Raw genomic sequence first — 23806 nt, forward strand, 5'->3', positions numbered from 1 at the left:
ACCGCGTGATCGAGATATCCGACGTATCGAAGAAGTATGGTCCCAAGACCGCCGTCGACCAGGTGACTTTCACCGCGAGGCCAGGCCGGGTGACCGGGTTTCTCGGCCCGAACGGGGCCGGGAAGTCCAGCACGTTGCGCATTCTGCTGGGTCTTGACCGGGCGACGTCGGGCACAGCTCGGATCGACGGGAAACCGTATGCCACGTTGGCGCAGCCGCTGCGCACGGTGGGTGCGATGCTCGACGGGGCATCCGCGGTGCCCGAGCGTCGCGGGGTGGACCATCTGCGGTGGATCGCGCAGTCCAATCGCATCCCGGCGCAGCGGATCGGTGAGGTCCTGGAAACGGTCGGGCTGACCGATGCGGCGAAGGTCCGGGTACGGAAGTACTCGCTCGGGATGAAGCAGCGCCTTGGGCTTGCCGCCGCCCTGTTGGGTGAGCCGCGCATCCTTGTGCTCGATGAGCCGGTGAATGGTCTTGACCCGGAGGGCATTCGCACGATCCGCACTTTCCTGCGCCGCTACGCGGACCAGGGCAACACGGTGCTGTTGTCCAGTCACCTGATGGGTGAGACCGCGGAGACCGTGGATGACATTGTCATCATCAACAAGGGCCGGATCATCGCCGACGGCACCCTCGATGAGATCACCGAAGGGCACGCGTCACTTGAAGACGCGTTCTTCGCGCTCACCGGCAGCGAGCCTGGGCAGAGCTGGTGAGCGGAATGTTCAGCGTCATCCGCTCCGAGTTCACTAAGTTCCTCACCCTCCCTGGTGTCTGGCTGGTCACCGGCGTCATCGTGCTGCTGTTCATCTACATGCAGCAGAGCCTCCACGCCGATCACGTCAGCATGATTGCGAACGTGCGCCCTGACGGGACCGCCGATATCGGCCTGGGTGTCGTGGAGGTCGCTTCGCAGATACGCGGTTCGATCGGCACGGCCGTGATGAACGCCGGGCTGCTGCTTCCCGTGCTCGGCGCGGTCATCGCCGGTTCCGAGTTCAAGGCCGGGCAGCTCGGGCTGAGCCTGGTCGCGGTGCCGAACCGTACCCGGTTCGTGCTCAGCAAGGTGTTCGCCGTGGGCCTGTATGCGGCGGGCCTCGCCATCGTGTTCATCGCCGCCGCCCTGGTGCTGATGTACCTCGCGGTCAAGGACTGGGACCCCGATGTGCTGTGGAGTGCGCAGACGTTGCAGGAAGCAGGGCGCGTGCTCCTGTACATGGTGACGATCACGCTCACCGGAGCCGCGATCACTCTCGTCACACGGCGGACGCTCTCCGGGATCATCGTGTCCATCGTGCTCATCACCCTGACCTTCGCGCAGGTCGTTGCGCTGATCGCCCCCGCCGTTGATGCGTTCCTTCCGTTGAGCGCCGCCCGCAACCTCATGTTCCAAGACGCCGCGATTCTCCCGGTGCCACTGACTGGAACCGAACTACAGGGCGCGCTCGTCCTCACCGGCTGGGCCGCCATCACCTCGGTGGTCGCGCTGGTCCTGATCCGGCGGAGGGATGCCCGATGAGCGCGAAGGTCCTCTCTGCCGATCCCGTGATTCGTCGTCGTGACGTGATCGGTTCGGAGATCACGAAGATCATCACCCACCCCGCAACCGTCATAATGCTCGCCATCACGCTCGTCGTGAACCTCTTCCTGGCAGTCATCGACGCATCCGGGCTGATCTTCTACACCGGGGCAGGCCCGGCGCGGCTGTCCTCGTTCGGCATGGTGATGCTTGCACCGCTCTACGCATTCCTCGTCATCCCGGTCTGGGCAGCCGCAACCGAACACCACGGCGGACAGCTCCGCATGAGTCTCACCGCCACGCCACGTCGCGGAACTTTCGCGCCCGCAAAACTGACCGCGACGACCACCGTGTGCCTCGCAGCCGCTGTCATCGCGATCGTCCCGGCGCGTCTCGTCATCGGAATCGCGTCCGGCCTGGACCCGGCCGAGCTCGCGCTGAACTGCGTGCAATGGGTGGCGGTGTATGTGCTGATGTCGCTCATCGCCTTCGGGCTCGCGGGAGTCCTCCGAAACACCATTGCGCCCTTGGCGATCATGATCGCCCTGCCCGTCGTGGTCGCCACTGGCATCCTGCAATGGCCCGACGGCATCCGCTTCCTCCCCGACCAGGCCAGCCTCAGCCTCGTCGGAACACCCGGTTACGACGTCACCGAACTCCCGCCCGTGATCGCCGCGGGTGTGCTCGTCGGTTGGGCTGTGCTCTCGGTCGTCGCCTACACGATCGCGCTACTCCGCCGCGATGCCTGACCTCATGAAACCCGCACCACGCCGAACCACCTGGAAGGAACCCCGCACCATGCAGAAGAAGCGCAGTACCATCATCTGGATCATCGTCGGCGCAGTCGTCGTCCTCGCCGCAATCGCATTCCTCGCCCTCGGCAGCTAGAAGCGGCGAGAACATGCCACCCAGAGTGCTACTGATCGCAACGTGCGCTGCGCTTAGTGCACTCGCGATCGGAGTCATACTGTTGCGCCGTGCTCGTGCTCAGCAGCAGAGGTTCAGGCACGAGGAGCGGATCGCAGACGCCCTTGGCGCGGTCCTCCTGGCTGCCCGCGCGCACCTACCAGAGGCTGTCTCGGAGATACAACGCCGGGAAGCAATGGCGGCCATCGAGGTCACTGCGAGCGACGCGGTGGTAGCTATCAGGCAAGAGATTGCACGAGAAGCGCCCGCAAGCCCGATGGTTGTACCGGCCGAGATGCCCCGCTGAGACCTTTTGTTGGTCTCGCTGTAGCGCAATGGATTCGGACCGTTCAACGATGGAAGGGCTGCGTGACCGTGTTCCGTTTCGGGTGTGCCGAGTACTTCACGATGCAGTAGTGAATCCAGTCGCCTTGCCCCTAACGAAAGTCTTGGTAGTCACGGCTGGCTGGACGAACCTGACTCATCGAGGACGCTCCGTCTCGCTCGCAGAAGGAGACGGAGCGGTGCCGCCGACAGGAGCACTTGTCGGAGGTGAGCCTTTGACCGAGGTCGAAACGGTTACTCTCTACGTTGATCCCGAGTTTCTGCAACAACAGATTGCTTGGGCACGACTGTCAACGCCGATAGCGAGTACGTTCAACGCGGCCGCTCAAGGGGCGGGCCAGATTCTCGCTCTTCGCCCGTCACCTGCGGAACGTCGAGCGATTACCTCACAAGCGCGTGCGATCGCGAATCACGACAGTTCAGCGGGGGTTCACGCTTCGGGGCGCTTCGCTGCGATTCCTGGACAGGCTAACCGGTGTGGTCACACCGACGGCTTTGGCGATTCCGAGGAGAGAGGTTCGGGTGATCGTCGCCGCGTTCCGACGCGACCTTGCGCGACCCTGGTCAATGGCGAGGCTGAGTCGTCAAGCGAACCTCTCTACCTCGCAGCTCACGCGCGCATTCAACTCAGCGTACGGTGTGTCACCGATGCGGTTACTGGCGCGACTTCGCGTAGAAGGGCTCGCCGAACTGCTCCAGACGACGAACTGGACCGTTCAAGAGTGCGCTGCGGCTGTCGGCTGGCATGATGCGGACCACGCGGCAAAGATGATGAAGCACATCTACGGCATCACTCCGAGCGAGTTCCGAAAAGCGGCACGTTCATCGCCCTGGTGAATGTCGATGTCTGCTACTTCTTCATGCTCCGATGCTCGCGTAACTCGCGGAATTCATTGCGTTGCTCTGTCGTCGCACGCGGCGGCGCTCGGTGGCCTCGTGGGCAACGGCGCGGATGAGCAGGGCCACACTGGCCGGGCCTATGACGATGAGCTTGAGGGCGTTCCAGCAGCACAGGAGTGCAAGCAGGTGGAGCCAGCCGGGGCCGCCGTGTTCGATGAGGCTGCGGAAGTAGGTCGCGGCGAGGAGGTATGGGGCGGCGAGGAGCATCGCGGGGATGCCCCATTTGAGGCCGCGGCGGGTGCGGATCGCGTCGAGGGCGATGTTGGTGGGCATGTACCGGCGCAGGTAGTACCGGATGCGGGTGCTCAGTGCCCAGAGCAGTCGGATCATGGTCGGGCCTCTCATCAAGACGTGTTGCTCCGTCGAGGAGGCAGAAACATGATGAGTGGCCCCGAAGGGACTGTCCCGGAGGACCCGCAGAGAGTGGAAACGCTGCCTCTCGTTCAGGATACGCCGTTGCCCGGACATTTGTAAGAGGTGCGCCGCTGGTCACCGATCCTGGTGGCGCACCTGCCTGGCACATATTGATGGGAGCCCGGCATGGTCACGATCACTTCTCTCGCCAAGGACGAGCGTTCCGCGCGGATCGTTCTGGCCTCGACGCTGGAACCGGACGACGCGCTGACGGGGAGGCTGATCGCCGCTGTCGGCGCTGTCGAGACGGTCCGGTTGCTGTCGACCGCGGCCCCGTTGCCGACATCGGTTGATGCGGTCGAGGGCGGGCTGTGGCGGCAGAAGGCCGCGCCGCGTCTGGATGCCCGATTGGTCGAACGAGTCGTTGCCGATACGGATCGACTCGGGCTGGGTGTTCTTATCCCCGAGGACCATGATTGGCCGAGCGGGCTGGACGATCTCGGCGATCGCGCGCCGACCGCGCTTTGGGTGCGCGGGGCAACCTCCCTGCTTGCGGGAGACCTACGGGACCGTGTGACGATCACGGGCGCCCGTGCGGCGACCGGTTACGGCGAGCATGTTACTTCCGAGCTCGCCGCAGCGCAGGCCGCGGCAGAGCGCGTGATCGTATCCGGCGGCGCTTACGGCATCGACCGTACCGCCCACGCTTCAGCGTTGTCGGTCGGCGGGCAGACCGTCGCGGTGCTTGCGGGCGGGCTTGACCGTCTGTACCCAGCCGGGAATCAGGAACTGCTGGGACGGGTAGGGGACGTGGGACTGCTGGTGGGGGAGATGGCTCCAGGCTCGGCACCGACTCGGTGGAGGTTCCTTGCTCGTAGCCGTATCCTCGCGGCTGTCTCGGCTGCGACCGTGATTGTGGAGGCCGGGTACCGGTCCGGGGCGCTGACTGTCGTCGCCCGTGCGGCTCAGCTCGGTCGCCCGATCGGCGCGGTTCCTGGGCCGGTCACCAGTGCCGCCAGCGGGGGCACTCACCGCATTCTCCGTGAACGAATCGCGTCGCTCGTGACGGATTCCACGGACCTTAGCGCCCTGATCGAACCGCCCGCCCGCGACCAGGGCCGAGCGTTCGACCGCGACGCTGGCATGGCGCGCTCCGTGCCGCTGCCCGGCCGCACCTTGTAGCAACACTGCTCCGGCTGGGCCGGAGTTTGTCGGCACTGTTCTCTACTCTGGGAGTATGGCTTTTACCGCTCTGCATCGCGTCCTCGGGGTCGCTCCGGGGCCCGTGACAGATGAGCTGCTGGATGCCGCGGTGACTGCCGGGGCGGTGGAGACGAACGATCTGGATTGGAAGTCGGAGCTGCCGCCAGCGAAAGGACTGCCGCAGACCGATTTCCCCAAGGATGTCGCGGCAATGGCGAACAGCGGCGGCGGTGTCATCGTCTACGGTGTGCGCGAATCTCAGAAGGCCGCCGTCAGCCGGGTCGATGTCGGGGAGTTCGATGAAGCCTACGAACGGTCGCTGCGGTCAGCGGCGATCACCGCTATCTCGCCGCCGGTGTTCGGACTGGTCGTGCATCGCCTCGGCGCGGAGGGCAACCGCGCGGTTGTGGTAGAGGTGCCAGCCAGCGTTGACGGGCCGCACTTAATCTACCGCAACGACTACTTCGGTGCGCCCGTACGCAACGACGCCGACACGGTGTGGATGAAAGAACGCCAGATCGAGGCCATGTACCGGGCACGCTTCGATGAACGCCGCCACGCCACCGAAGCGCTCGACGCCCTTTTCACCGAGGCCGCCGGCGGCCGCAACACGCACGAGCGGGCCTGGCTGATCGCCGTCGCCCACCCTCGCGCGCCTCGGCTCAGTGAACGGTTGACTCGCGATCAGGCGCGCGACGTGCTCACCAAGGCAAAGAGCATGGGCGAGTTCTACGCGGGCAAGGGCGGTGTGCATCCGCTGGACAACGTCGAGCACTACAACCCCCGGCCAGGACTGCGCCGCTGGATCGCCGTCAACACCACCACCGACCGCTCCATCTGGCGAGAGGCATGGGCGGGAATCCACCATGACGGGTCGGTCACCGTCGCGGCAGCAGTCGGCGGGCACCGGATGAGCAGCGACGGGCATTTCGAGGGCTTCCAGGTGCAGTCCGCAGCGATCGAGTGCGGTATCGCCGACCTGATGGGACTTGTCCGCGCGACCGCTGAGGCGACCGGCAACGACGAGTACGAGGTGCGCGTCGGGATCGAATGGGCTGGCAAAGCACCGTTGAGCATCCTGACCATTGACAACTTCGGGCAGACCTTCGACGGCGTCTCCACACCGCTGCATCACTACACGCCGGTCGAGACGAGCGTGAACGCGATCGAGGCGCCGCTTGACTACTACTGGCATGTTCACGACCTTGCCCAAGACTGTGTGAACCAGGGCGGCGTATCGAACGTCCGCATGATCCACCCACCCGACCGCGACGACCCGCAGTAACCGACCACGTCCGCTACAGTGACGGGCCCAGTGGCCGGGCCGCAGCCGGACGATGGTGCTCGTGCCGGCTGGCCGCGGTGAGAGCTCGTGCCCGGTCGAGCGCAGCGCGGGCGCGGGCCGCGTCGATCTTCTGTGCGTCCGTTTGCGCCGGGGAGCCGAGCGCGGCGGTTTCGTTGACTGTGTAGCGATCCCGGTAGGCGGCAATGACCATGCCCATGCGCCGCCAGATTGCCGCACCTCTACCGTCCTTCGGCTGCGGGCCAAGCGCGGCCGTCCACGGCTCGCCGTCACGCACCGCCGTGTCGAGAAGGGTGCCGGCGCGGGTCTCGATGAGGTCGCGCCGCTCCGCGAGCGCTCGACGCATCTCGAGCGTCATCGTTCCGGTCGCCTCGGGAATCAGCCCGGCGATCAATCGCGGCGTCTCGCGAGTGCGACCGGAACCGGCGGGACGGGCCGTGACTCGGGCGAGCCGGTAGTGCAGAACCGCAGCAATATCATCCGCATCCCCGAACCCGCGTGCTCGCACGAGGCGTGGCAGCAGAGTGTCGACGTGATGCTGGTTCGCCTCGGCCCGCCGCAGCTCGGCGGTCAGCGCCCCGAACGCGGGTGAAGCGATCGCGTCGTCTGCGTCGTCGTCGCTGAGGCCAGAGGAGCGGATGAGTGCGGCCCAGCGGTCGTGCTGTGCGGCGGCAGCCAAGGTCTCGTACTCGGCGGCAAGCTGAGCGATCGAGCTCCATTCCTCATGCTCGGCGGTGATCGTCTCGTGCGCGGACAGTTCAGCGCCGACGTGCTGCAGGACACCAAACAGCACCGATCTGGCGGTGGCCTCGATGTTGTCGCCGGGGTGCGGCCCGTCGTGGGCGTCGTCGGGTTTGTCGACGGCGACGTAGGCGAAGTTTCCTTCCTTGCCTCGGGTGAGGGCGACGTACAAGTTCTCCCTGGTCATCGCAGCGTCGACCAGGACGTGCGACCTATCGACCGTGATGCCCTGCGCCCGGTACGACGTCACCGCGTAGCCCAAGTCCAGGTGCTCGGCCACATAGTCGGCCGGGAGCACGACGGAGCCGCCCCAGCGCCTTGCCGCCCGGCGGACGGTGAGGGAGCCGTCGTCCCGAACTTCGGCGACTGTCCACCTGTCGCCGTTGCGAACCCAGCCGCGCCCGGCCCGCAGCCGCCGATCGTTGCGCCGAGTGATGACCGAATCCCCGGCAGCGGCACGGGCGCCATCGCGCAGCTCGACCTCGCGCAGCGCATCCACCGTGCCGTCGAGGATCAGATCGGTACGCGCCCGGAGGTTCAAGGCCATCACGGATTCGTTCGAGTCGGTGACCAGCACGCTAGCCCGCCCGGCGACCCGATCCGCACGCCAGGCAGCGTATGCGGCATCGACCATCGCTTCCGTGTCTCCGCCGACGATGCGGTCGTGCTCCGCGTAGGTGTCGATGACCTCGGTTCGCCCGTGCCGCAGGCCGAGCGAGGCGACCTTCTCCCACACGTTGGCGAAGCGATGGATGTCCACCAGTTCTGGCGCGTCGTCCCGGTCGTGGACGAGCAGCGAGAACGCACCGCTCGCGGTCGGAGATTGGAGCTGGGCGTAGTCGCCCACGAGCAGCACCTTCGCCCCCGCCTCGACGGCGAGAGCGGTGATGCGGTCGAGCGAGAGCGTGCCGGCCAGGGACGCCTCATCCACGATGACGAGCTGCCCGGCCTGGAACGTCTCGCCAGTGCGCTCGTGAACCTCCCACCATTTCGCGGTGTTCTCGGTCTGGATGTTCAGGTCATCGGCGAGGATCTGGGCTGCGACGGCGGACGGAGCGAGGCCGACGACGGAGCCCGGGCCGTGCTCGCGCTCCCACGCCCGCCGCAACGCCGACATGGCGGTGGTCTTGCCTGCCCCAGCCGGGCCAACGAGGACATCGACGACGCGGCCCGAGATCGCAACCTTCACCAACGCCGCGGCCTGGTCGTCGCCAAGCCTGTGCCCCTTCCGATCCGGCCTCGCGGCGGTCCGCTCCACGACCGCAAGCGGCACGGTCGGCCCGGTCGTGGAGCGAGCGCGCTCGAGGAGGCGATCTTCGGCTGCCAACAGCAACTCGGAGGAGAACACCGTCGAGTGCTTCGGCCGGAACACGCTGGTTCCATCCGGCCGCTGGAACACGGCCGGGCTCGACGCGAGCTCAGGCGGCGTCAACCGCAGCGACACAGCCTCGGCCGCGTCCACGACCAGCCCGACGACTGCCTCTCGATCCTCGGTCGAGGCGAACCTGTAGCCCATCGTCTGCCGGGCCGCCTCAGCGGTGAGGTTCCACCGCCGCCAGGTGGACCGCTTCTCACCGACCGTCTCGACCACGCTGCCTCCGAGCGACGCGATCACATCCAGCGGCACATCGTCGGCGCGCAGCAGCAGCGGCTCCTCGTTCGCCGCAACCGCACGCGCCCAGGAGGTCGCATCCGTACCGAGCACGCGGCCGGCGCGCTGCCGCCAGGAGGCGGTGAGCTCCGCGAGGGAGTGAACCTCCTTCTCGGGCCTGGTCGAGCGCGTCGCCTGGGCACGGAGCTTCATGATCGTCGCCGGCGACGGCCGCCGCCCGTGCGCCTCGACGTAGCGGTCGATGAGGCGATCCGTCTCGGCGTCGATGTGCCGCGAACGGGTGGAGAACTCAGCCACCAGCGCATCCGACACCCCGGCGATCGCCCACGCCGGGTTCCGATCCCGGCCCATGTCGCGGGCCTCCCACTCAACGCCGAACATCCGGGTCAGGTGATCTGCGAACACCGCCTCGTGCAGCTCGGAGAGTGCGACCGTCGCCGCGTGCATCGGCCTTCCGTCGAGCGATCGCCACTTACCGTCCAGGACGGTCTGCACCTTGTTCGAGATGACGACGTGCGTGTGCAAGTGCGGGTCGCCCGACCGCGAGTCGTAGTGGTCATAGGCGGTAGCGATCAGCCCATGAACATCCACCTGCGCAACCGCGCCGTTGCGTGCGGTTGCGCCCGCGCGCGTGGCTGCAACCTCCCGTTCCATGAACGCAACCACCTCTGCAACCGCCGCGTGATGGGCCTGCGCGACCAGGGCCTGCGTGCCCGCGTCGGCGACCGCCCACAACACGCTCGCGGACTTCGGGATCGAGAACGTGAAGTCATAGCCCGCAACCGCCCGCCGCATACCACGATCGGCCTCCTCAGCCTCGATCGCGGCCACGGCCTCCGCGCGCGAGACCGGCCCCAACTCAGGGCGAAGAGCTTCCACCCGCTCAGCGATCCGCTCCGCGACCGGGCGGTACGCGGGGTACGCGCGACCCAACGGTGCGCCCATGATCGGGTCGCGGCCCATGCCTACGAGGAGCTGGAGCTGGGCTTCCGACACCTGATCGCCCCCCGTGATCTTGCCGCCGCCAAGGGCGCCGACGCCCGCGCCGAGCCACCGGCCCGGAGGCGTGCCCTCGGCGTTGTAATACCTCGTCAACGGGGTTGAGAGAGACCGGTCACCATCACCGGCCGCGACGGTGCGCAGCAGGTACTTGTAGCCGTCGCCCGCGCTCATCACACGCATCGAAACCGTCACCGCCGAGCCTCCCTCCGCTCAACGCGGAGGTGCGCGACTGACCGCCCGCAGGGGCGGGCGACCTCGATCTGCAAGAGGCGTGGTAGCTCGGAGAGGCGTCCGGAACGACGGCTCCGAACGGTGACGGATCGGCCGGTCCGGGACGGCTACGGAGGCGGTGCGAGCACCTGGCAGGTGACCAGCCCGGCATCGAGCTTACGAGTGGACGACGACCGGGGAGCACCGATCCGCCGGAGTCCTCATGCGCGAACCGAACGACCAGAACGACGACCAGCGTCTGCGCGTTGGGTCGCTGTTCTCCGGCTACGGCGGACTCGACCTCGCCGTCGAGGAGGTCTTCCGCGCCCGCACCGTGTGGTTCTCCGAAATCAACGAGCCCGTTGCCCGCGTCTTCGCCCACCACTGGCCCGACGCCTCGAACCTCGGTGACGTTACCACCATCGATTGGAACGAGGCTGCGCCTGTCGATGTGCTCTGCGGCGGTTTTCCCTGTCAGGACGTGTCCACGGTCGGGAAAATGGCCGGCCTCACACCTGGCACCCGCTCGGGCCTATGGGCGCAGATGGCGACCGCGATCGAGGCGCTGCAACCCGAGTGGGTCGTTATCGAGAACGTACGCGGGCTGCTGTCTGCTCCAGCGATCCGCGCGATCCCGGCACGAGGAGATGATTATGAGCGACGCAACGCCGAGACCGCAACCCCCAGCGATGCAGCCCCTGGCGACGTGGAACCCGACCCGTGGCATCTGGGAGACCAGCCAGCTCGACTTCTCCGGGCGGCTGGCGCCGTACTGGGCGACCTGGTGGACCTCCGGTATGACGCGCAATGGCTCGGTCTACCCGCTTCCGCCATCGGCGCACCACACCCTCGATTCCGCATCTTCATCCTCGCCCACCGCACTGTTCCGAACCCCGCTCGCCTCCGACGCTGCCAGGAGCGGGGAGAGCCTGCAACAGGTCAAAGCCCGGCGCGGCACGATCGCACTGTCACACCAGATCATCGACCTCGCCCTACACGGCCCAAACGGCTATCCGAAGCCGAGCGAGCCGGAGGATCTGTGGGACCTGATCGGGCAGCTATTCGACGCTGGGGACGCTACGCCCACGCCATCACCCGATGGGAACACCTCACCGGACGGCCCGCCCCAGCCCCCGCGCTCATGAACGACACCAGCGGTCCGCGCCCGGCCCCGACGTTTGTGGAATGGCTGATGGGACTTCCGCTGGGCTGGCTCACAGATCCACGCCATCATCTGACAGACAATCAGCAGATCACAGCCCTCGGTAATGGTGTCGTTCCACTGCAAGCAGTCTCCGCGCTCAGAGAGCTGATCACGAAAGCTTTGTGATCCGTGCGGGCTGGCACTCGGATCAAGTCTGTTGTTCTTGAAACTCTCGGGGAGACATATGGTGAGAGCGGCGGAAGTCACGACTGAAATTCGACAGCTGCGAGTATCCGACGCGATGCGCGACCGCACTAGCTTTGGTGCCCGTGAGAAGCAGATCACGCGCGACCCGCATTCGAGTAGCATGTCGCCAGTTTGAAAAGGTCATGCCTGTTTCTCGTCGGAACGCTTCGCGAACTTCGCGGGGTACATCCCAGTCCCTGGATGCATATTTCTTGTCGATGTGGCGCACGAAAGCCTCGGCTACCGCCAACGCTTGAGGATCTGAGGGCATCGGCACAACACGGAGACGTTCTGCGGTGAGCTGGATATCGAAGAGCTCGAGAATATGCCGGCGATCGTAGTTCTCGGGGCGAAGTCCGGTGTATGCGCTGACTGAGCAGTGGAGCATGTAGGTATCCCAAGCGGGTGGGAAGTGGGTTCGGAGCGGTCGTTTGATCTGCGCTTCGTCCGACTGCAGGTCCCCGACAGGGACTCCAAGTGATCCGGCTGGCCAGCCCGTTTCGTTCTCCATCCCGGACGGGAGCCAGATCACATCGCCCCGCTTTCTAGAGTAGGGTTTGCCGTCGACGCGCGCCCAGGCATCGCCTCGGTACGACCAGACAAGCACGTGGAAGTCGTTTACGCGTGGTGCGGTGACAGCGGCCGGCAACACGGGCTGCATCGCAGGCGCGTCCGCCATGACGCCCAGTAGGGTGTCGATCTGCCGGATGCTCGCAACCCGACTCGACGAGCGGGCATCCCCTGAGACGAACTGGCGTGCATACTCTCGCGGGGTCACGTTGAAGCTGTTACGGAAGGCTCGAGTCAGTCCGTTGCGGCTTCTGAACCCGGAATGAACTGCGGCCTGTTCAATGTCGAATCCGGTGGCGAGGAACTCTCGCGCAACCGCGAGACGACATCTCGTGCGCCATTCGGTAAAGGTTAGGTCGGTGTCACGAAGAAACTCTCGTCGGAGCGTGCGAGCGCTGGTTGAGACGATCTTTGACCACTCCTCGACGGTGTGGTCGAAAGTAGGGTTGCGAAGAAGGTGCTGGGCAACCGTTCGCGCGCCCATAGACCGAGGAAGCGGAGGATAGCCCGAGGAATTCCCCGATCTGGGCAGTAAGGGGAACGTCGAGTTGGATGGGCTCAGGATGTCAAGAAGGCTGGCGGGCGCGTATCCGACGCTGGTCATGGGGCCGATGTTCAGAACGTAGTGATGGATAAGCCAGTCACGCCATTCTTCCGCTACTACGAATGGCGTCGGATCGCGAGGAGCCCCTGGGCTCGCTTGCGGTGACACCCATGCGGGGATGGCGAGTGAACCTGGTTCGGTCCAGAGTTCATGATCAATGCCCGCAGGCAGCCAGAGACCGGTGCCTTCGTCGATGCGGTGATGCTGCCCGCTCGCCAAGCGAACGTGGGCGCGTCCGGTGTGTGCCCAGATGAGCATGTGGAGGCGGGGGTCCCAGCGTGACGGCTCGTAACTAGCCGGGATGGGTGGGGGTGCCGTGCTGATCGCTGCCAAGTCGCGCCAATCGTTGATAACTATCTGGCAGTCTACGCACCCTATCCGAGATAAGGGTCACCTAACCTTATCAGTGGTGTGGTGAGTCACACCCACTCCCGAACCACACAGCAAGGAGACGAGCTGCCGCATGCCGAAGACTTCCCGTTCTCTCACAGTGCACCCGATCACCCTTCGCGAACTCGAAGTCAAACACATTCGCGATCTAGGGCCGGCGATGCGCAGGATCACGTTGACGGGTGCTCAGCTGGGTACGTTCACATCGGCCAACGGGCTTGAGCAACCGGAGTTCCGTAGCGGTGGTTTCGATGATGATGTGCGGTTGATCTTCCCGTATCCGGGCAAGAGCGAGCCCGTCCTGCCCGTGCAGGATGAAGCGCACTTGGACTGGCCAAAGGACCCTCGGGCACTCTCTCGCGTGTACACGGTGCGCCGGTGGGACGCAGCAGCCCAGGAGCTCGATATCGACTTTGTGAAACACGGCACGGGCATCGCGACCTCCTGGGCGTATCGAGCAAAGTCCGGCGACCCCATACACGTCACTAGTCCCGCCGCCAGTCAGGCTCTCCCTGACGCTGACTGGTTGCTCGTCGCCGGCGATGACACCGCCATCCCCGCCATCTCTCGACTGTTGGAAGAGCTACCCGAGGACGCGATCGCTCAGGTGTATATCGAGGTCTCTCGCCGCGAACACCAGCTCGAACTGCCCACCCTCCCGGGTGCCAAGGTGACCTGGCTGGTACGGGATGGGGCTCCCGCGGGAAGCACCACTCTTCTGCTCGACGCGGTACGCAGTACGGACTGGCTCGACGGCACGCCCTACGCCTGGATCGCCGGCGAGTCTGCGGCAGTGAAGGACATCCGCAGGCACCTCGTGGAGCACCGAGGTATGCCGAAGACAGATATCGAGTTCACCGGCTACTGGCGCAACAGCGAAGTCATCACTCTCGCCGAGGATCCCGGAATTCCCGACCCGGAGCGCAACGAGGAGGCGTTCGAGAAGTTCCACGAGCTCGCAGACCTCCTGCCGCCGCTCGCGATCAGGGCCGCTGTCGTGCTCGGCCTGCCAGAACTGATGTCGCGGGGCATCTCTGATGTCACGGAGCTCGCTGCCCGATCCGGGGCAGACCCTCGTGCGCTGGGCAAACTGATGCGGTACTTCGCGTCCCTCGGCATCGTCTCGGAGACCCTGCCCGGCAACTACAAGTTGACGGATGTCGGTGACATCTTCCTCGAAAAGTTCGTTGAGGATGCGCTTCACCGGGACGGTGCGTTCGGGCGAAGAGAGACAGCGCTGTTCGGCCTGGTCGACGCGCTGCGCACCGGACGGGAAGCATTCAGCCTCATCAACGGACAGCCGTATGCGGAGTTCCGCAACCAGCAGGAGCACACCAACGTGTTTCTCGATCAGATCGCGAAGTTCTCCCGCTACCTGGCAGAACCGCTGGCACAGTCGCCCAGTCTCAACGACCTGTCGACGGTCACGGTTCGGTCATCGGCCGCTGGCGTGATCGCCCAGGCGATCGTCTCCCACCACCCCCACACGCGAGTCACCATCGCCGGGCTGCCTTCCCAGCTCGAATGGTTCCAGGCCGACCTCCCGGACTCGACCCCTGACCCGCAGCAGCGCGAACGGGTGCAGTTCGTGGAAAGTTCGCTATTCGACCGGACATCCCCCGCCGACGCCGTGCTCTTCAACTGGGAACTCGCCGCCTACCAGCAAGCAGACGCAGCCCTGATCTTGCGCCGCGCAGCCGAGAGCCTGAACCCAGACGGCCGCGTCTTGGTCATCGAGGGCGTCATGGACGCGAGCGAGGCGGACGAGCACGCCGCCGGAGACGACCTGCGTCACTTCGCTCTGCTCGGAACAGGGCTGCGCACCGAAGCAGAACTCAAAGACCTCTTCGACAACGCCGGTCTCAAAGTCGAGACGACAGAAATCGTCGGGTGGGGCGACAAGCTCTTCCGCCTCGCCCCCGCCGACGCCAGCTAAACCCTGGCAAGACCCACGCACCGAAGAAAGGAACGCCTCATGGGCGCATTCAAGAGAACTCGCACAGCAACAGCCATCCTCGCCGCCGCCGCGGCTGCCACCGTCGCACTGTCGGGATGCAGCTCAACCACGCCGCAGGACGAGACCGCCGCGGCGACTACCCGTACGATCGACAGCGCCTTCGGTGAAGTCACGATCCCCACCGAGCCGCAGGCAGCCTTGGGCGTCTACACGACGGATGTGGACGTGCTGATCACTCTCGGTATCCCGCTCGCCGGAGCTCAGCCGATCCGAAGCGAGTTCGATGACTTCCCGTACTACCTCTCCGACGACGCGCTCGAAGGCGTCGAGCCGTTCGCGAACTTCCCGGAGGTCAACTACGAGGCGGTCGCCGCCGCGGAACCCGACTTCATACTGAACAGCCTTGGCTACGACGAGGAGGTCGTGAAGCGCCTGCCCGATGTCGCGCCGACCTACAGCGTGAACGCGTTCGACGGACAAGACTGGCGCGTCCACTTCAAGGAAACCGCCACCGCGCTCGACCGGCTCGACAAGTACGAGGAGTGGGAGAACATCTACGAGCAGCGCCTTGACGAGGTCAAGGCGCTGGTCAGCGACAAGGCTGCCGACCTCGTGGTGGCTGTGGTGTACCCGGAGTACGGCGGACCCGGTATCCAGACAATCTGCGGAGGACAGACCCTGTGCTCCGTGTATCAGGACCTGGGTATCAAGATCCTGCCCGTCTCCGAGCAGGAGGGTGGCGTGATCCTCAGCCCTGAGCAGTTCGACCAGCTCAACGACGCGAACGTCGCGCTCACGGTGAGCGACTACGGCGACATGACGACCCTCACCAGCAGCGAAGCATGGAAGCGGCTGCCGTTCGTCCAGAACGGCCAGATCCTGGAATACGACCTGGAACTCTCCTTCGGATCACCGTCGAGCCAGCTTGCGCTCCTGGACGAGGTGGAGAAGGACCTCGTGGAGTTGCTCGGACTCTGATGGCGAGGCCATGGCGCATCCGGTAGGAGCGAGAATATGACCAGGCTGACTGCTGACGCCGGCGCGATGACAGGTTCGGGAGCTTCCCCTGCGGAAGCTCCTGAACCTGCCCGAGCATGGCGGCGAGCGCTCGGTCTGACCGCAGGGCTCGGAGCACTTCTCGTCACCGTCGTGGGGAGCGTCCTCATCGGATCACAGGAGTTGTCTGTTCCCGAGGTGTGGAACGCGCTCGCCACCGCCGGGGACACGCAAGCCCACTTCATCGTCAACGATCTGCGGATACCACGCACCGTCGTCGGCCTTGCGGTAGGCATCGCACTTGGGATCGCGGGAGCCCTCATCCAAGCCCTTACACGCAATCCATTGGCGGACCCCGGAATTCTCGGTGTGAACGCCGGGGCGGCGTTCTTCGTTGCCCTGGGGGTCTCGGTATTCGGAGTCTCCTCAATCGGAGGCTACGTGTGGTTCGCGTTCGCCGGCGCCCTCGTGGTGACCGTAGCGGTGTATCTCATCGGTTCAGCCGGCCGCGGAGGCGCTGATCCCGTGCAGCTCACGCTCGCCGGCGTCGCGCTCGGTGCCGTGCTCTCAGGTGTGGTCACCGCGATGGTGCTGCTTGACTCGCAGACCTTCAACCAGATGCGCAGTTGGAATGCCGGCAGTATCGTCAGCCGCGGCTGGGACATCCTCCTCCCCGTGCTGCCTTTTCTGGCTGTCGGTCTTGTGCTTGCCGGGGTCGCGGTCGGCGCGCTCAACTCGATCGCCCTCGGCGATGACCTTGCGCGTGCCCTGGGCACGAATATCACCCGCACTCGCGTTCTCGTGATCATCGCTGTCACTCTGCTCGCGGGTGGGGCCACGGCCATCGCCGGACCGATCGGATTCGTCGGACTGATGGTGCCGCACATCGCACGGTGGATCGTCGGCCCGGATCAACGTTGGATACTCGCCTACACGCTCGTCCTGGCGCCTGCACTCGTGCTCGCAGCGGACATCCTCGGCCGAATCGTCATCCGTCCGGCCGAGTTTCCTGTCGGGATCGTCACTGCCTTCATCGGCGCACCAGTGCTCATCCTCCTGGTACGCCGCAAGAGAGCGAGCGGGCTATGACTGAAAAGACGCGGCCAAGCATGCTGCCCGACCGCGCTTCTGCGCTTCCAGAACCCGAAAGCACGGCCACCGTCGAGTTCGGATATCGCAGCATCGTCAGCCGCCGGGGTCCTCTCGCGCTGCGCTGGAGCATGCGCACACTTCTGATCTGCGCCGCCCTCGGTGTCCTCACTCTTCTGATAACGGTGGTCGCGTTGACCCTGGGCGACTACCCGCTCACCGTCGGGCAGGTGTGGGCCGCGCTGTTCGGAGACGCCGGCTCTGGGTTTGCCCGGACGGTCGTGGTCGGATGGCGTCTTCCGCGCGCACTGGCAGCTGTCATGTTCGGAGCGGGCCTGGGCGCCGCCGGCGCAGTGTTCCAGTCGCTCACACGCAACCCCCTGGCCTCACCGGACATCATCGGCTTCTCGGCAGGCTCCTACACAGGAGCATTGATCGTGATCATCCTCGTCCAGGGCAGCTACCTCCAGCTGGCAGGCGGTGCCCTTATCGGCGGGGTCGCGACAGCTGCACTCGTCTATGTCGTCGCGTGGCGTCGGGGGGTCCAAGGATTCCGGCTCATCATCGTCGGTATCGCCGTCTCGGCCATGCTGACCTCGTTCAACACCTGGCTCATGCTCACCGCTGATCTGGAAGTAGCAATGTCCGCCGCCGCGTGGGGCGCCGGATCGCTGAACGGCACCTCTTGGGACCAGACGCTGTACGGGAGTGCCAGCATTCTCGTGCTGCTCGCCGTATTGGCCGTTCTCGCTCCGGGTCTGCGGCAACTGGAACTCGGCGACGACTCGGCCAAGGCAACAGGGGTTCGCACCGAGCCCACACGACTCGCCGTCATGGTCACGGGCGTTGCGCTTACCGCGACCGTGACCGCCGCAGCCGGCCCGATCGTGTTCATCGCACTTGCCGCACCACAGATCGCCCGCCGCCTGACACGTTCACCCGGGGTCACGATCGCGGCCGCAGCATTCACCGGCGCCTTTCTTCTGGCCGCCGCCGATGTCGTCGCGCAGCACGCTCTCCCCATCGCCCTGCCAGTCGGCGTGGTCACCGTCGTCGTGGGCGGCGCTTACCTCGTCTGGCTCATCATCCACGAGGTACGTCGACGTGCATAACCTCGCGCGCACGAAAGGTCCAACCCGATGAGTTCAATCGCGACCCAGCATGAAGGCGCAGCAGCGCACTCTCTCGCACCAGCTGACGCCACGCTCGCGGAAGTACCGCGCCTCTCCGCAGATGATGTGACGATCGGGTACGACAAACGGATCATCAGCGAGCGTCTCTCGGTCGCGATTCCGAACGCATCATTCACCGTGATCGTTGGCCCGAACGCGTGCGGCAAGTCGACCCTTCTCCGCGGACTATCCCGGCTCCTGCGCCCATCGTCAGGTCACGTCGTCCTGGACGGTTCGGACATCCACTCCTATAAGGCCAGAGAAGTTGCTCGTCGTATCGGGCTGCTCCCTCAGACATCAATCGCTCCAGAAGGCATCACGGTCGCTGACCTCGTCGCACGAGGTCGTTACCCCTATCAGAAGCTGATCCGGCAATGGACCAAGGACGACGAGCGCGCAGTCGCGCAAGCGATGACAGCAACCCGGGTCGACAACCTCTCCACACGACTGGTGGACGAACTGTCAGGAGGACAACGGCAGCGCGTATGGGTTGCGATGGCTCTCGCCCAAGAGACAGGCATTCTGCTTCTGGATGAACCCACGACCTTCCTGGACATCACCCATCAGATCGAGCTGCTCGAACTGCTCACAGACCTACACCGGCAGGAACGCACGCTCGTCGCCGTCCTCCACGACCTGAATCACGCGGCCCGATACGCCACTCACCTCATCGCGATGCGCGACGGACAGGTCATCGCGGAAGGAACCCCGACAGACATTGTGACCGCTGAACTCGTCGAGGAGGTCTTCGGGTTAAAGAGCATCGTCGTGCCCGACGCCGTCGCAGGAACACCCTCGGTGGTGCCGCTCGGTCGAGACCGCACAGGTAGGAACGCAAACCCATGACGGTCGCCGGAGACCCGCTGGGGCGGGGATGGCTGACCCGCTGGATGCCGGTGTTCTGGCAAGCCCCATCTCTTCCGCCCGATACGGCGCCGTTCCGAGTGGCGACGAACACCACGCCGATCAGGTTGCTCCGTGCGGTGATGTTCTCCGCGAAGCGATACACCACCCCCGCAGCAGCACTGTCAGCCTTGCACCAAGTCGGCGAGGCACTGGTTCCGTTGATCGCCGGAGTTGCGATCGACCAGGCGCTCGCAACAGGCGACCTGGGTCTCCTGCTCTTCTGGCTCGCGCTACTCGCGGTGACGTTCCTTGGGTTGTCGCTGGGATTCCGGTTCGCCGCCCAGTTGACCGCGCTGGCGATAACACACGCTCAGCACCGGCTTCGGGCCACGCTGTCTCGTCGGGTGCTGCATCCAACCGGCAGCGCATCTGTGTCGAGGCCGGACGGCGGCGTGGTGTCGGCAATGACCAATGACGTCGCACGCGTCGGTGCCCTGTGGCTGGTGGTGTTCCCGCTCGGGGAGGTGGCCGGGGTGGTCTTCATCGCCGTCTCGCTACTGCTTCTGAATCCGCTGCTCGGTCTCGTTGTACTCATTGGCGCACCAATAGTCGTGTGGTTAATGGGCGCCCTGAGCGGCCGATACGCTCGCGCTTCGCGGGAGTATCAGACCCTGCTCGCCGGCACGGTGGCGCGAGCTATGGACCTCGTCACGGGCTATCGGGTGATCCGCGGGATACGTGCCGAGACGGAGGCGACCCGCCGGTACCAGGATGCGAGCCGCGAGACCCTGCACGGCGCATACCGGTCCGTGGGCGCGCTGGGGCGCTTCCTCGCAGGGTCCGACACGATCAGTGGGGTGTTCATCGCTGGTGTCGCAGCGCTTTCCGTGTGGTTCGCCATCACGGGGCAACTCAGCATCGGCGGGATGATCGCTGCGGTGGGTCTCACGCAGGCGCTTCTTCCCCCTATGCAGATGCTCACCGGCAATGCCCTGCCCACGTGGGCGGCAGGTGTCGCATCCAGCGCGCGCCTGTTGGAACTGCTCCGAACGGAAGATGCATGCCCGGATCGCCAGGTGCGCCGCCACGCGAGCGTTCTCAATCCCCGCCTGTCGAGAGACTCGTCAGACCCGGTCGCAGAGGTTCCGGCCATGGAACTCACGATAACCTCTGGTGCGCCCCAGCCGGTTCGGGTCAGCCCGGGCGAGCTTCTGGGAGTGCGCGCAGATGATCGCACTGCCGCCTGTGCCGTTGCCGGGTTGCTACGCCCAGGCAGTGATCCAAAGGTTGCGGTCACAGTCGAAGGCATACCCGCGGAGGAGTTCGACCCCGCCGACTATCGGGCGCTGGTAGTGGTGGCCCCGCATCATGGGGCCTTGTTCACCGGCACGATCATCGACAACCTCACCCTCCGCGGTTCGCCATCCTCACTGCGTGATGCGGCCCTGCACGCTGCCGCGTGCGAAGACTTCCTCGAAGTCGCCGGTGGATTGAATGGACAAGCTGGAGAAAACGGCAATCGGCTCTCCGGCGGGCAACGCCAACGGCTAGCCCTGGCACGGGGCCTCGCGACGGGCGCCCCAATATTGGTGTTGCATGATCCGACCACCGCTGTGGACTCTGTCACCGAAGCCCGCATCGCGGGTCGGCTCCGTGAGGTCCGGCTTGCTCGGTCGACGCTGCTGCTTACCTCCTCCCCGGCGCTACTGGCGGTATGCGACCGGATTATCGACCTTCGTCCCGCGGGGGCCGCGTCGTGAGCGGCAAGGCCAAAGTCTCTGGGACGCTGCCTGTGGCGTCGGCGAAGCTCACGCGGAGGGAAGTGTGGGCCACCACCCGCAGCCACCGCCTGCGCCTCTTTCTTGTGGTCGCGCTCGGGACTGCCAGCGCGGGGACGGGGCTGGTGTTCCCCGTCACCGTTGGGTACCTCGTAGACGACGTGCAGGCTGGTACCGGCGATGCGGCCACGGTCCTGTGGGCGCTGGTCGTAATGCTCGCAGCCGCCGCGGCTGGAGCGGTGGGCGGGGCGACCATGATCGTCCTCGCTGCGCGCAGTTATCATGCGATGCTCGCCGAACTACGCGAACGTCTCGTCGGCCGTGCAATGACGCTCCCACAGTCTTTAGTCGAGCGCGCGGGGACCGGAGACCTGGTGTCACGGTCCAGCGATGATGTGGCGCAGATCGCCGACGCGGCCCCGCAGATCATTCCCGCTGTCACCGCCGCCGGGTTCACGATAGCCATCACCATCATCGGCATGACCACCCTCGACCTTTGGTACGGGCTCACACTTGTCGTCGTCCTGCCCGTATACATCGTCACCGTGCGCTGGTATCTGTCTACCGCACCGGGTATCTACGCTGCCGAACGCGCTGCCATGAGCACCCGTGCTCAACAAATTGTGGAGTCTCAGCGCGGCCACGACACAATCCTCGGCTTTGGACTCAGCGAGCTACGTCACGAACGAGTGCTGGCTGCATCATGGAATGTCGTCGGCCACAGCCTGCGTGCCCGCACTGTACAGAACATGTTCTTTGGCCGGCTGAACTTCGCCGAATACCTCGGGGTCGCAGCGATCCTCGCCACCGGATTCTCGCTCATCCAAACCGAAACATCCACCGTAGGAGCCGCTACGGCTGCAGTCCTGCTGTTTCTACGCCTATTCGGACCAATCAACCAGCTGTTGTTCGTCGTGGATACTCTGCAATCCGTAACAGCCTCATTGAATCGGATTGTCGGCGTAATCACACTTCCCATCCTCGATATCGTGCAGCCGGGTGTCTCGGCGCAAGCGGAGGAATCGACGCGAGGAGGCACATGGAACGACGAGCTCATGTCCGCGCACATCGTGAGGGTGTCTGGGATGAGCTACAGCTACGACGGTCGGCATCCGGTCCTCGAAGACATCGACCTGGTTATTCGCGCCGGCGAACGTGTCGCCCTGGTCGGTGAATCCGGGGCGGGCAAGACAACTCTCGCCGCGATCATCGCCGGCACCCACGGGCCCGACACCGGAACTGTTGTTGTGCCGGAAAGGACTGCGGTAATCACGCAAGAGACACACGTGTTCTCCGGAACCGCGCGTGAGAACCTTACCCTCGCCGCCCCCCACGCCGACGACGAGGAAGTGCGGGCCGCGCTGGCGAGCACCGGGGCATCCGGTTTGCTGGACCTGCTGCCCGAGGGCCTGAACACGGTGCTCGGTGGCGGCGGGTATGAGCTGACCGCCGCCCAGGCCCAGCAACTCGCTTTGGCCCGGCTAGTGCTCGCTGACCCTGATCTGGCGATCCTGGACGAGGCCACCGCCGAAGCCGGCTCCACCCACGCCGGGCTCCTCGACCGGGCCGCCGATGCCGCGCTGGCCGGTCGCACCGGGCTCATGATCGCGCACCGGCTCTCCCAAGCCGCTGCCTGCGACCGCATCGTAGTGATGGACCACGGCCGCATCACCGAGACCGGGACGCACGACGAGCTCGTCACGGCGGAAGGGACGTACGCGCGGTTGTGGGAGGTCTGGGAGCAAGGACGCGGTGCGGCAGGCGGCACGGAGTGATCCACCGATATCGACCCGGAGCGACGACGGCGCGTTCCGGGGGTGAAACGGCCATCTGCGCGGTGCCGGGAGCGGTGGCCCGGTGATAGTCCCTGGCGATATCGGACCCCTGCGTGACCTGGCGCCCTTGCTGGGACCGCTGGCGGTGATCGAGTCGGTGCGCACCCGCCCGGTGGCGCCGGTGGCGTTCGCGCACGCGAAGATCGTGCATGTCATGGCCGGTCGTTCTCGCGTCCGCACTCCGGCGGGCGAGCGGTTGCTGACCGCCGGAGACGTGATGGTTCTCGGACGCGGGGTCTGGTGCGAGGCGGTGCCGTCGCCGCGGGTGCGGGCGTGGACGATCTACTTGGATCAGGAGTTCATGGTCAGGCACATGACGTGGGCGCTGCCCGCGGAACCTGAGCGAGTGCTACCGGGTCTGCACCCTGCTGAATGGGACGGCGGTGCCGTGTTCTTCCGGCCCGGCGAGGAGATGCTGACGCGACTGGAACCGCTCTGGCGGCGGATGAGCGTCCTACCACACCGGGGCGGCCCCGATGCGGCCGCTGGGCTCATGGCCCTGTTCGCGCAGGCGGTCGAGCTGACCGTCCCTGCCCTGCTCACCGTCCCATCCGGGCCGGTCCCGATCATCTCCCACGCCGTGAGTCGCCTTTCACAGGTGCCCGTGGTGCCGGAAGCGGAGCGGGCGGCGGCGCTGCTGCGTGCGGACTTGTCGCGGGCGTGGACCGTGGGCGAGCTGGCGCGAGCGGTGGCGCTGTCTACGTCGCAGCTCACTCGCCGGTTCTGTGAGGGATACGGCGTCCCCCCGATGCGGTGGCTGATCGAAGCGCGCACCACTGAGTTCGCCCGGCTGATCGAGGAGACCGCCCTGCCGGTAGATGCCGTCGCCCGCCAGGTCGGGTGGGCAGACCGGCGGGTGGCCGCTGCCTGGTTCCGGCGACGATTCGGGGTGTCTCCGACCCGGTTCCGCCGGCACCCTGCCCCCGTCTGTGCCGGGGAATCACCGTGCGTGCTGTGCCGGAACGGGCAGTGCGTGCGCGTCGTGTCGTGACGAGCGCGCGGCGTCCATCCGCGCAGAAGCGGCGTCCCGAAGGCCGTACTTGTGCCGGATGCTGGCTCCGGCGGGTTCTGGGCTGATAGG

At 65.7% G+C, this 23806-nt stretch carries 18 protein-coding genes; 15 read left to right on the forward strand and 3 right to left on the reverse strand.

What is annotated here, in order from left to right; translation table 11 throughout:
- Positions 1-5: 5 nt before the first annotated feature.
- From CIK77_RS05255 to CIK77_RS18320, 4 genes are all read left to right on the forward strand, one after another.
- Positions 6-719 carry an ABC transporter ATP-binding protein gene (locus CIK77_RS05255; RefSeq protein ID WP_087054609.1) on the forward strand — a complete coding sequence of 238 codons (714 nt, stop codon included), beginning with the start codon at positions 6-8 and terminating at the stop codon, positions 717-719.
- Positions 716-1522 carry an ABC transporter permease gene (locus CIK77_RS05260; RefSeq protein ID WP_087054610.1) on the forward strand — a complete coding sequence of 269 codons (807 nt, stop codon included), beginning with the start codon at positions 716-718 and terminating at the stop codon, positions 1520-1522. Before CIK77_RS05255 ends, CIK77_RS05260 begins: the two co-directional genes overlap by 4 nt.
- Entirely contained in the window at positions 1519-2271 is a 753-nt protein-coding gene (locus CIK77_RS05265; RefSeq protein ID WP_087054611.1) for an ABC transporter, read from the forward strand. Before CIK77_RS05260 ends, CIK77_RS05265 begins: the two co-directional genes overlap by 4 nt.
- Positions 2272-3295: 1024 nt before the next feature.
- Complete coding sequence (locus CIK77_RS18320; RefSeq protein WP_087054613.1) at positions 3296-3610, forward strand: helix-turn-helix transcriptional regulator; 315 nt, start codon at positions 3296-3298, stop codon at positions 3608-3610.
- Between the two features lie 21 nt (positions 3611-3631).
- Here CIK77_RS18320 and CIK77_RS05280 read toward each other — a convergent pair whose 3' ends face one another.
- Positions 3632-4003, reverse strand: coding sequence for a sulfate permease (locus CIK77_RS05280; RefSeq protein ID WP_087054708.1), 372 nt, complete (start codon positions 4001-4003; stop codon positions 3632-3634).
- A gap of 210 nt (positions 4004-4213) precedes the next feature.
- Between CIK77_RS05280 and CIK77_RS05285 the strand changes: the two genes are divergently transcribed.
- Both CIK77_RS05285 and CIK77_RS05290 read left to right on the forward strand, forming a co-directional pair.
- Complete coding sequence (locus tag CIK77_RS05285) at positions 4214-5209, forward strand: DNA-processing protein DprA (protein ID WP_087054614.1); 996 nt, start codon at positions 4214-4216, stop codon at positions 5207-5209.
- A gap of 55 nt (positions 5210-5264) precedes the next feature.
- Complete coding sequence (locus CIK77_RS05290; protein WP_087054615.1) at positions 5265-6515, forward strand: AlbA family DNA-binding domain-containing protein; 1251 nt, start codon at positions 5265-5267, stop codon at positions 6513-6515.
- 13 nt (positions 6516-6528) lie between these two features.
- Here CIK77_RS05290 and mobF read toward each other — a convergent pair whose 3' ends face one another.
- Positions 6529-10068, reverse strand: coding sequence for a MobF family relaxase (gene mobF / locus CIK77_RS05295; protein WP_249268562.1), 3540 nt, complete (start codon positions 10066-10068; stop codon positions 6529-6531).
- Between the two features lie 253 nt (positions 10069-10321).
- Between mobF and CIK77_RS05300 the strand changes: the two genes are divergently transcribed.
- Positions 10322-11428, forward strand: coding sequence for a DNA cytosine methyltransferase (locus CIK77_RS05300; protein ID WP_087054617.1), 1107 nt, complete (start codon positions 10322-10324; stop codon positions 11426-11428).
- Positions 11429-11450: 22 nt separating this feature from the next.
- Here the strand turns inward: CIK77_RS05300 and CIK77_RS05305 are convergent, their stop codons facing one another.
- Positions 11451-12920, reverse strand: coding sequence for an AraC family transcriptional regulator (locus CIK77_RS05305; RefSeq protein ID WP_087054618.1), 1470 nt, complete (start codon positions 12918-12920; stop codon positions 11451-11453).
- 205 nt (positions 12921-13125) lie between these two features.
- Between CIK77_RS05305 and CIK77_RS05310 the strand changes: the two genes are divergently transcribed.
- The 8 genes from CIK77_RS05310 to CIK77_RS05345 all read left to right on the forward strand — a co-directional run bounded on the left by CIK77_RS05310 (position 13126) and on the right by CIK77_RS05345 (position 23716).
- Positions 13126-14988 carry a siderophore-interacting protein gene (locus CIK77_RS05310; RefSeq protein ID WP_087054619.1) on the forward strand — a complete coding sequence of 621 codons (1863 nt, stop codon included), beginning with the start codon at positions 13126-13128 and terminating at the stop codon, positions 14986-14988.
- Positions 14989-15027: 39 nt separating this feature from the next.
- Entirely contained in the window at positions 15028-15987 is a 960-nt protein-coding gene (locus tag CIK77_RS05315; RefSeq protein ID WP_087054620.1) for an ABC transporter substrate-binding protein, read from the forward strand.
- A gap of 36 nt (positions 15988-16023) precedes the next feature.
- Positions 16024-17094: a FecCD family ABC transporter permease gene (locus tag CIK77_RS05320; RefSeq protein WP_249268549.1), complete on the forward strand. Its 1071-nt coding sequence runs from the start codon at positions 16024-16026 to the stop codon at positions 17092-17094.
- Complete coding sequence (locus CIK77_RS05325) at positions 17091-18206, forward strand: FecCD family ABC transporter permease (RefSeq protein WP_249268550.1); 1116 nt, start codon at positions 17091-17093, stop codon at positions 18204-18206. The genes CIK77_RS05320 and CIK77_RS05325 overlap by 4 nt, the downstream gene beginning before the upstream one ends.
- A 27-nt stretch (positions 18207-18233) precedes the next feature.
- Positions 18234-19112, forward strand: coding sequence for an ABC transporter ATP-binding protein (locus tag CIK77_RS05330; protein ID WP_087054622.1), 879 nt, complete (start codon positions 18234-18236; stop codon positions 19110-19112).
- Positions 19109-20872: an ABC transporter transmembrane domain-containing protein gene (locus CIK77_RS05335; protein WP_212647472.1), complete on the forward strand. Its 1764-nt coding sequence runs from the start codon at positions 19109-19111 to the stop codon at positions 20870-20872. The genes CIK77_RS05330 and CIK77_RS05335 overlap by 4 nt, the downstream gene beginning before the upstream one ends.
- The gene (locus CIK77_RS05340; protein WP_249268551.1) at positions 20869-22665 is read left to right on the forward strand and encodes an ABC transporter ATP-binding protein; all 1797 of its coding nucleotides are present in this window, start codon (positions 20869-20871) and stop codon (positions 22663-22665) included. Before CIK77_RS05335 ends, CIK77_RS05340 begins: the two co-directional genes overlap by 4 nt.
- Positions 22666-22792: 127 nt before the next feature.
- Positions 22793-23716 carry a helix-turn-helix transcriptional regulator gene (locus CIK77_RS05345; RefSeq protein WP_140403517.1) on the forward strand — a complete coding sequence of 308 codons (924 nt, stop codon included), beginning with the start codon at positions 22793-22795 and terminating at the stop codon, positions 23714-23716.
- Positions 23717-23806: the final 90 nt, after the last annotated feature.

The sequence above is a fragment of the Microbacterium sp. JB110 genome (assembly GCF_003335195.1).
Taxonomy (GTDB): Bacteria; Actinomycetota; Actinomycetes; order Actinomycetales; family Microbacteriaceae; genus Microbacterium.